Consider the following 9953-nt stretch of genomic DNA (forward strand, 5'->3'; position numbering starts at 1 on the left):
ACATGAGAAAAGGGATCCTTCGCTTCGCCGTATACGTTCCGCTGATCGCCGGCGCGCTGCTCAGTCTTTATCCCTTGCTGTTCATGCTTTCGACGTCGCTGCAGCCGATGACGGTCGTGTTCGAGTATCCGCCGAAACTGTTCTCGGGTTCGATGACCTGGAGCAACTTCGAAGCCGCATGGACGAGCCGCAATTTCTCGCTTTACCTGTTCAACAGCTTGTTCGTGACGGCTTCGTCGCTGCTCGTCATTGCCCTGCTGTCGTCGCTGCTCGCGTTCGCGTATTCGCGGTTCGCGTTCGTCGGCAAGCGATTAAGCTTCGCCTTGCTTATGAGCAGTCTCGTCATTCCCGGGCTCACGCTGGTCATTCCGCAGTTTGTCATGATGCATCAGCTCGGCTTGAACGATTCGTTCGGCGGACTTATCACCGTTTACGCAAGCCGGCGCGATTCCGTTTACGACGTTTCTGCTGAAAGGCTTCTTCGATTCGATCTCCAGGGAGATCGACGAATCTATCGCGATCGACGGCGGCTCCAGTTGGACGCTGTACTGGCGAATGATCGTGCCGTTGTCCAAACCGGCGTTCGTGCCGGCGATTATATTTAACGTGCTGTCGATTTGGGAGGAATTCCCTTGGGCGCTTACGATTATCAGCGATCCCGCCAAGCGGACGCTGCCGATCGCGCTGGCGAACTTTCAGGGTCAGTACACGACCCAGTGGGGCGTCGTGTTCGCGGGGGGCGCTTATTGCCGTGCTGCCGATCGTCGTTGTCTTTTTTGCTGCTTCAGCGCTTTTTCGTTCAAGGCATCATGTCGGGCGCGGTCAAGGGATGATGCTCCGCGTCTCTGCGGCTTAAACGAAGAGGGTTCCCCTGCCGGCCGTATGGCCGGACGAGGGAACCCTCCTGTTATCGTTCGGGCTGCCGGTTTATACGCCCGCGGCTTCGCCCGTCTGATCCGCCCGCAGCAGCCTTTTCGGCGCCGGAAAATATCCGATCGATACGGCGTAATCGATCATCTGGCGAAGATAGCGCTCGTCCGCCGGCGCGCAGCGGATGTCCGTCGACTCAAGGAAAGAGGACGTGGCCGGGCAGCCGTAGCGATAGTCCGAATCCTTCGCGCCGTCGCCCTCGAGCTGGGTGATCGCGAGCTTCACCGCTTCCGGATCCTTGAGCAATGCCGAATCGAACAGCCAGCTCGAATAATCCGAGAAATCGAGCGTCTCCACCGGATAACCAAGCGCGACGACCATCTCGATCAACCGCTCGTAGCGAACGGGCGCCGGATTGCAAATGTGGAACATTCGCCCGCAAGTGTCCGCCCGCAGCGCCAGGTGCACGATCGAGCGGCCGGCATAGTCGATCGGGGTGAAGTCCACGTCCCAATTCGCTTTCGGCGCTTTGCCGAGCAGCAGCATCGCTTTGATCATCCGGTAGAATGCGTTGTTATCGATGTTCTGCTGGAACTTCCCATTCTCCGAATGGCAGGACAGATTGCCCGCCCGGTAGACGTTGACGGCCAGGCCGCGGTTCGCGGCGGCGAACAGCAGCTTTTCCGCTTCGAGCTTGCTCTGCGTGTACAGGTTGGCCACCCGCAGGTCCGGATCGAACGCGGGGCGCGCAAGCTGCTCTTCCCACTGTCCGCTCAGCGCGAGATCTTCCGGAATGCCGAGCGTGGAGATGTGGTGAAATCTCACGTCGCGCTCCGATCCTTCGGCGAGCTCGATCAGATGGCGGGTGGCGAGGACGTTCGACCTGGCGAATTGCTCCGCGTCCCCGAAATGGCGCACGTCGGCTGCGCTATGCAGGATGGCGTCCGCATGCGCCCGGACGAACTGCGCGTCGGCTTGCGACAATCCCAGTCCCGGCTGCGACAGGTCACCCTCGAAGACGTAGACGCGCCCGTCCAGCAGATCGAGCGAAGCCGGGCCGAAGTAGTGCGCCAACGTCTTTTGAATTCTGAACGGCGCCGAGTCCCCGCCGCTCGGCCGCGCGAGGCAGAGGATCTTCGCCTCGCTCTGGACGAGCAGCTCGTAGAGCAGATAGGCGCCGAGGTAGCCGGTCGCGCCGGTCAGCAATACGCCTGACGGCCGTTCGCGGCGCCGGTCGTCCCGCTCCGCGGACGAGGGTCCCAGACAGGCGGGATGCTCGTCGAGCGGGATCGTCTCGCCTCCCGCGAACGCTTTTCGTGCGCCTGCGGCACCTGGGCCGGCACCTCCATCGGCATCGGCTCCGGCGTTCGCCCGATCCGCGCGCGCCGCCAGTTTTTCGATCGTCCTGCATTCGAAAAAGTCGTTGATGCCGATTTCCGGGAAACGCGGCTTGAGCAGGACGAGCACATGCATGATCGCCAGCGAATCGCCGCCGATCTCGAAGAAGTCGTCGCGGATGCCGATGCTGCCGAGCTCCAGCGATTCCTGCCAGGCGGCCGCTATGGCGGCCTGGGTCTCGTTAACCGGGGGGTTCGAACCCGTCGTCGTCTTGCTCCTGTTCCTCCTGCCGCAGCTCGTAGCCGGCAAGCTTTTTGCGGTCGATCTTGCCGGTCGGCGAGAGCGGCATCTCGTCCAGCTGCACGATCAGCTTCGGCACAAAGTAGGAGGGGAGCTTGGCGCCGAGCAGCCGCTTGACGTCCGCGGCGACCACGCGCGCGCCGTCCTTGGAGGTGAAGAACCCGACGAGCATGTTCTGGCCGTCCTTTTCCTTCTTCGGCACGACGGCGATGTTCTGGACGTTGGGAATCTTGGCAAAAGCGTCCTCGATCTCGCCGATCTCGATCCGGTGTCCGCGAATCTTGATCTGCGAGTCGCGGCGGCCGACGTACTCGATCGTGCCATCCGGCAGCAGCTTGGCGAAGTCTCCCGACTTGTAGATCAGGCTGCCCGGCTCGAACGGATTCGGGACGAACGCGTCCCTGGTTTTCTCGGGCTGGTTCAGATAGCCTTTGGCCAGTCCCACGGTCGAGATGAGCACTTCTCCGTGGACGTTGACCGGACACAGCCGGTTCTCCTCGTTGACGATGTAAACTTTGTAGTTGCCGATCGGCCGTCCGATCGGCACGTTGGCCAGATCGTCCGGAATATAATCCTTGATCGTATGGGTCGTCGTGCACACCGTGCATTCGGTCGGCCCGTACACGTTCACGATCGCGATGGCGTCTTTGAACTTGCGCTGAAAAGCGCGCACCTGCTCGCCATACAGCGCTTCGCCCGCCACCGTGATGAGTTGGACGCGGGACAGCTTGCGGTAGCCTTCGTCCGACAGATACGCGGACAGTTGATTAAAAAACACGGTCGGCAGGATAGCGACGATCGTCGTTCCCGTCCGTTCGACCGCCGAGGCGAATTCCTCGACCGACATTCGCTCGGCCGGGGACAGCAGGTACAGCTCGGCGCCGTAGAACAACGCGCCGATCGTATCCCACACGGAGGCGTCGAAGCTGTACGTGGCGAATTGGGTCAGCACGTCGTCCGGCCCGATGCGGCAATCCTTGCGGACCGATTCGCCCAGGTTGACGACGCCTTCGTGCGCGATAAGCGCGCCCTTCGGCCGGCCGGTCGAGCCGGACGTATAGATGACATAAGCGAGATCGTCCGGACATACGCCAGCATCCGGATTTTCCAAGCCCTCGCAAGCCGGGAATCCCGCTTCGACGTCGAAGATCGCCTTAACCGTCCCGATGTCCGCGCAGAGTCGCTCCGCGGCGGGCATGTATCTGCCTTTCGTCAGGACGAACGCCGATCCCGTATCCTCCACGATATAACGGTTGCGCTCGTCGGGATGCTCCGGGTCGACGGGAACGTATACGCCGCCCGCCTTCAGAATGCCGAGCAGGCTCGCGATCAGCTCCGCGCTGCGCTCCATCAGGATCGTGACGAACTCGCCCTTTCGAAGGCCGCGATCCATCAGCATCCGCGCCGTCCGGTTCGCCAGCTCGTTCAGCTGCCGGTACGTCCATTTGCCTTCGGCGGAGGAGACCGCGGTCTTGTCCGGATAAAGCGCGGCCGCCCGCTCGAACATGCCGTGAATCGTCGCGTTCTTGTCGTACGACGCTTCCGTCGCGTTCAGCGCCGCATAGACCGCGGCATCCGCTTCCGTCAGCAGATCGACTCCCCCAAAGCTCGCGTACGGGTCTGCCAACGCAGCCTCCAGCAGGGCGACGAAGTACCGGACGTAGCGGCCGATCGTCGCTTCGCGGAAAAGAGAGGTATCGTATTCGACGACGACGGCCCAGCCGCCGTCGCGCTCGCGCAGCTGCCAGTTCAACTGCTCGCGCTCCGCGCGAAGGGAGAAGCCGACGGAGAAGCGGGTCTCGCAGACGCCCTCGAACGGCGGCTCCGGCGCGATCAGGCCGCGATGAACGGCATCGCGCAGGTCGGCGAACGTACTGGCCGCGGACGCGTCGACGAACACGGGCGCGTCGCCGGCCGCGGCGGCGATGCCGGCCGCCATCTCCCGCTCGCCCGACAAGCGGCAGATCCATGCGAAGTAGACGGCCGCCAGCAAGGCGATATCGCGATTTCCCTCCTTTTTTCGATTCCCCGAGCTTTCGGGTTAATGATTCGCTTAACGCATATTCGATCGTATCGTAGGCGTAAGTCCGGCGATGACGGGGATAGTCCGTCGGCAGCAGAAGAACCGGCTGTTGCGATCCGCGCGCGTGGTTCAGTTCGGCAGCGGTACGATTGAAAGACATGTTGTTATTGCCTCCATTGCTAGAATGGAGACGCACCCCATCCCAGAGAATAGAGTGCGTCTCGGTGATCCGGGAGAGTGCTGATATGGTTTATTCGCAATCAAAATCAAATCTTATTTATCGTTGAATCGCCGTTGAACTAACGTTGAATTAACGTTGAACCGTGAAGCGTTCGACCAACTGCTGCAGCTCCGCGGACATGGCCGCCAATCCGGTCGACGATTCGACGATGGCCCGCATCGATTCCTTCTGGTCCGCGATCGATTCGTTGATCCTGGCGCTGCTCGCCGCGGTCTTGCCCGCCGAGGCCGACAGCTCCGCCGAGGTCGCGGTGAGCTCTTCGGTGCCGGCCGACATCTGCTCGGTCGAGCTGGACACCTCCTGGATTTGGAGCGCGACGTTGTTCGTGGCGTTCAGGATGCCGCCGAACATCCGCTCCGCGTCGGAGGCGACCTCTTTTCCGATACGGACCTCGTTCGTCCCCTGCTCCATGGCAAGGGCCGCGATGCCGATCTCGCTCTGAATCTCCTTGATGAGCTCGGTGATCTGATTGGCCGACTGCGCCGACATCTCGGCGAGCTTGCGCACTTCGTGCGCCACGACGGCGAAGCCCGCGCCGTACTCGCCGACCCGCGCCGCCTCGATGGCCGCGTTCAGGGCGAGCAGGTTAGTCTGGGTCGAGATGCCGGTGATGATGGCGACGATATTTTCGATTTCCTGCGAGCGTCCTTCCAGGAGCTGGACCGCATTCGAGGTGCGGCTCACGAAGTCCTCGATTTGCGCCATCTGGTCGGACACCTGCCTGACGACCTGGTTGCCCTCGAGCGACAGCTTTTCCATCTCCGTCGCTTCGTCCGCGACTTTGGACGCGTTGGCGGCGATATTCTGGATGACGTTGGCCATCTCGGCCATCGCCTTCGCGCCGTCGCCTGCCGCTTGCTCCTGGGTCACGACGCTCACGGTGATTTCGCGCATGCCGGCCGTCATCGTTTCCATGCTGGCGTCGTTCTTCTCGGACACTTCATGAAGCGCCCTGGCGGAGGAAGTCAACGCGTGCGAGGTTTGCTGAACCTTCGCGATCGTGTCGTTGATCCGCGCGACCATGCCGTTGAACTTGTCGTTCAGCATGCCGAGATCGCTGCGGCCGGTCTGCAGCTTCACGTCCAGATTGCCCTGGCTCACTTGCTCGATGCCCCGGATCAGCTCTTTGATCGGCTTCATCATGCGGCGGGAGACGATGAACTGGATCAGCAGAATGACGGCCAGCAGGATGAGCAGGATGGAGATGCCGTAGGTCAGCAGCTTGCCGAGGCCCTTGGATACCGAGCTGGCATCCACGTCGACGGCGAAATAAGCGAACGTGCTCCCGTCGGCGCCTTTGATCGGGTAGGCGATCGTCGTCCACGTGCCGAAATCGTCCGAGTAAATGCTGGTGAAGGTGGGATTGCCGGTACGCAGCATATGGGCGAGCGCGTCGGCGACGATTTTCGGCTGCTCGTACATGTCGCCGACGTTCAGCTTCGCTTCTTCGAACGCCGCCACGAGACTGGTCGGCATCGCCGCGATCGACGTTTGGTTGCCGTTCGTCAGCTCCGTGCCGAAGACGTACGCTTGGGCGATATTGGGATTGTTTTTGTTGATTTGGTCCAGATAAGCCGTGAGCTCCGTCTGTACGGGGTCCTTGTAGCTTTTCTCGGCCATCGCCTTTTGGATTTTTTGGGGCTCGATGCCCTTGGCCCAGTTTTCGGTGACGACCTTGATCTGACCGCGCAGTTGGTCGATCAGAATGTTTTTTTCGACGATGTATGCGGAGGTGATGAGCGCCGCTCCGATGAGAATAATATTGATGAACGATAAAATTAAATTTTTGGAGAAAAAGGACATTCTAAGCAACTTCTTCACTAAACTCCGCTCCTGTTGTATAATTTGCAGTCTAGACGGTTATTGCAGCATGACCGGCCTTCCCTAATGACCTGCGACTTTGGTCATGAAAGCCCTTCAAAAATTGGTTCTAGTTTATAAAACTCCCTCCCTATCCAAAATTTCCACCATTCCTATATCGAACATTAGGAAGACGAAAGTAATAGGTTTTCTAAAGAATTGTTTAATTTTTCAACATATTCCTCCCTTTAGCCTATGTAAATTGTTACATAAGTCCTATCCGCCCAATAATAGCCGGCGGAGCAGGCCTGCCGCATTTGCAGCGACAAGGAATTCGCCTGTTTTTGTCGAATCCTTTTGTCGAATCCAAGTGTCCATAAAGATATCGAAGGAGGCGAGCGCGGTGGATACGAGGCAATGGATGTCGGTGCTGCTGTGTCTCGCGACGGCGCTCATGCTGTTCGTCGCCTGTCTCTCGTACCTGAAACGCCAGCAGCCGATGGCGCGCACGATGGTCTGGATGATGCTGACTGCTTCATGCTACGCGATGGGGTACACGCTCGAGATCGTGAGCGAGAGCCTGCGCGAGGTGAAGCTGTCGTATCAGCTGGAATACGTCGGCATCCCGTTCGTGTCGGCCTTCTGGCTGCTGCTCGTGTTCCAATTCACCGGGTTCGCCGCTAAGCGCCGGAGGCAGGTCGCGATCGGCATCTTCCTCATCCCGACCGTCACCTTCCTGCTGCATCTGACCAACGACTGGCACCATCTCCTCTATCGCGCCTTCGTCCCGAATGCGGAAGGTCTCGTCCCCGTCTACAACACGATAAAAGGTCCCTGGTACGCGGTCCACGCGATCTACAACTATACGATTCTCCTGTTCGGCATCCTGCTCTTCCTCCCGATGTATCTCAGAGCCGTTCCGATCGTCCGCAAGCAGATCGTCGCGCTGATCGTGGGCGCGGCCGGTCCGATCCTGTTCAATATCGCCTACATGTTCAACAAGGAGATCGACTTCACGCCGCTCGGCTTCGCTTTGTCCGGACTGGTGTACGCATGGGGCATCTTCCGCTTCCGGCTGCTGCGGCTGACGCCGCTCGCCTATGCCAAGATGTTCGATACGATCCGGGACGGCGTCATCCTGCTGGACTACGACAACCAGATCGTGAGCCACAACGACGCGGCGACGGAGGCTTATCCCGGCCTGCCGCATGCGGCGAAAGAAGGGCCGATGCCGGCCCGCGCGCTGCTCGCGGAGAGCCCCGAGCTGCTGGACAGATTGACGTCGCCGGCGCATCTGGACGAGCGCTTCCCGCTGGCGCGCGCGCTAGGGGAACGGACGCGGCACTATATTTGCAGCATCACGCACATCTACGATGCCGGCACGTCCCCGATCGGGAAAATGGTCATGCTGAGCGACGTCACGGCGCTCCGCGAGAACGAGGAGCGGCTGAGGGAAAAGTCCGAGCAGTTGACGCAGCTGAACGCCTTCAAGGATAAGCTGTTCACGGTGATGGCCCACGACATCCGCGATCCGATCGCGCTGCTCGTCAGCCTGACGGAGATTCTGGAAGCGGAGCCGGCGGAGCAAGGTCAGGCGAAGGCCGAGGTGCTGCCCGAGATCAAGCGCCAGGTGCGCGGCACCTACCAGCTCGTGGACAACCTGCTCGACTGGTACCGCAGCCAGAACGGCACGATCGCCTTCCGCCCGCAAGCGTGGAATCTGCAGCAGGTCGTCCGGCAGGCGCTGTCGCTGGCCGGCGCGAGAGCCGCCGCCAAGCACATTCGCATCGCGGAGCGGGTCGACGACCGGCTGACCGTGAACGCGGACAAGGAGATGCTCGATCTCATCTTCCGCAACCTGCTGGCGAACGCGATCAAGTACACGGACGTCGGCGGGCAAATCGCGGTAGGCGCGTCGCTTCGGGAAGGCGAGGTGAGCGTATCCGTGAGCGACGACGGAAGAGGCATCGACGAAGAGACGGCCAAGCTGCTCCGGCGCGACGAGATGTACTTCAAGGAGCCGGGCTTCGCAAGCGCGGGCGATGGCGGAGAGATGCGGTTCGGGCTCGTGCTCACCCGCGAATTTCTCCGGATGCACGGCGGCGGTCTCCGGTTCGAGAGCGAGGCGGGGCGGGGGACGACATTCTGGTTCACGCTGCCGGGCTACGCGGACGGGGATGCCGCGACGGAAAAAGAGGAATGGGCGGTGAGCGCGTATGAAAGTGATGCTGGTTGACGACGAGCCGGTCATGCATCTGATCATGAGGAAAATGCTGGAGAAATACGACGGGCTGGAGGTCGTCGGCACGTTCTCGGACGCCCCGTCCGCGACCGCCTTCCTGAAGGAGCGGGAAGACGTCGATCTGGCGTTCGTCGACATCTCCATGCCCGGCGGCAGCGGCCTGTCCTTCGCCGCGCAGATGGACCGCGAAAGCGGCGCGCCGCGGATCGTGTTCGTCACGTCGCACAAGGACTATGCCGTGGACGCGTTCGAGCTGTCCGCGCTCGATTATCTGGTCAAGCCGGTGACGCAGGAGCGGCTCGAGCGGACGGTCCACCGCGCGCTGGAGAGCCGCAAGGCGCTGGGACCCGCAAAGACGGCGGACGCGCCCGCGGAGATCCGGGACAGGGTGACCGTATCGGCGCTCGGGGATTTTGCCGTGCAGAGCGAACGGGGCAGGGTGAAGTGGATGTCGGGCAAGAGCGCCGAATTGTTCGCCTACCTCCTGCTGAGCCGGGGAAGAGAATCTCCCGCCACAGGCTGATCGCGGAGATTTTCGCGGGCATGACGGTGTTGAACGCGGAGAAATATCTGAACACGGCGGTCTACCAGCTGCGCAAGTCGCTGGAGCCCCTTGGCCTGCGCGAGGCGGTCCGCTCGGAAAACGACGGGTACGTCCTGGAGCTGGACGAAGCGGTCGTCGACTTCGAGACGTTCGAACGGGAGACGGCCAGGCTCGGCAGGCTCCATGCCGGCAACGCGGCGGAAGCGCTGGATGTCGAGCGGCTGTACGCGGGCGACTTGTTCGGCGCCAAGGCTTACGTCTGGGCGGTCCGGCATACGGAGCGGCTCGCGGACCGCTATGCGGCCTTCGTGCGGGCGGCTGCTGCCGCGCTGCTCGAGACGGGGGACACGGAGGCCGCCGGCAAGCTGCTGCACAAGCTGCACGTTCGCAACCCATGGGACGAGGCCGCCGTCGCCCTGCTCATGCGCAAGCATGCGATGGTGCGGGACAAGAAGGGACTGACCGCGCAGTATACCGACTACGTGAAGCTGCTGAGCCGCGAGCTCGGCATCAAGCCGTCCAAGGAGCTGCTGCTGCTCTACGATTCGCTCGTCAGCGGGCTTTCGGAGGGCGCCAACTAATATTTTCATGAAAG

6 protein-coding genes and 1 pseudogene are annotated in these 9953 nt (G+C 61.4%); 4 read left to right on the top strand and 3 right to left on the bottom strand.

Annotation, left to right across the window (positions count from 1 at the left end; all coding sequences use genetic code 11):
* Positions 1 to 501: 501 nt before the first annotated feature.
* Positions 502 to 681 (top strand): annotated as a pseudogene (locus OMP40_RS41820) (ABC transporter permease subunit); the annotation flags it as partial.
* A gap of 246 nt (positions 682 to 927) precedes the next feature.
* Here the strand turns inward: OMP40_RS41820 and OMP40_RS15905 are convergent.
* From OMP40_RS15905 to OMP40_RS15915, 3 genes are all read right to left on the bottom strand, one after another.
* Positions 928 to 2517 carry a thioester reductase domain-containing protein gene (locus OMP40_RS15905; protein WP_277532667.1) on the bottom strand — a complete coding sequence of 530 codons (1590 nt, stop codon included), beginning with the start codon at positions 2515 to 2517 and terminating at the stop codon, positions 928 to 930.
* Entirely contained in the window at positions 2450 to 4501 is a 2052-nt protein-coding gene (locus OMP40_RS15910) for a non-ribosomal peptide synthetase (RefSeq protein WP_277532668.1), read from the bottom strand. Before OMP40_RS15910 ends, OMP40_RS15905 begins: the two co-directional genes overlap by 68 nt.
* A 340-nt stretch (positions 4502 to 4841) precedes the next feature.
* Positions 4842 to 6593, bottom strand: a complete 1752-nt coding sequence (locus OMP40_RS15915) for a methyl-accepting chemotaxis protein (RefSeq protein ID WP_277532669.1) — start codon at positions 6591 to 6593, stop codon at positions 4842 to 4844.
* Positions 6594 to 6975: 382 nt separating this feature from the next.
* On the opposite strand from OMP40_RS15915, the gene OMP40_RS15920 reads away from it, so the two are divergent.
* From OMP40_RS15920 to OMP40_RS15930, 3 genes are read left to right on the top strand one after another with little or no spacing between them, the layout of a single operon-like run.
* On the top strand, positions 6976 to 8808 hold the full coding sequence (locus tag OMP40_RS15920; protein WP_277532671.1) for a sensor histidine kinase: 1833 nt from the start codon (positions 6976 to 6978) through the stop codon (positions 8806 to 8808).
* A complete protein-coding gene (locus OMP40_RS15925) occupies positions 8789 to 9337 on the top strand; it encodes a LytR/AlgR family response regulator transcription factor (protein ID WP_277532672.1) in 549 nt (182 codons plus the stop codon). The genes OMP40_RS15920 and OMP40_RS15925 overlap by 20 nt, the downstream gene beginning before the upstream one ends.
* Before the next feature lie 20 nt (positions 9338 to 9357).
* Positions 9358 to 9939, top strand: a complete 582-nt coding sequence (locus OMP40_RS15930; RefSeq protein WP_277532673.1) for an AfsR/SARP family transcriptional regulator — start codon at positions 9358 to 9360, stop codon at positions 9937 to 9939.
* Positions 9940 to 9953: the final 14 nt, after the last annotated feature.

Origin of the sequence: Cohnella rhizosphaerae, from assembly GCF_029525575.1 — a bacterium.
GTDB lineage: Bacteria > Bacillota > Bacilli > Paenibacillales > Paenibacillaceae > Cohnella > Cohnella rhizosphaerae.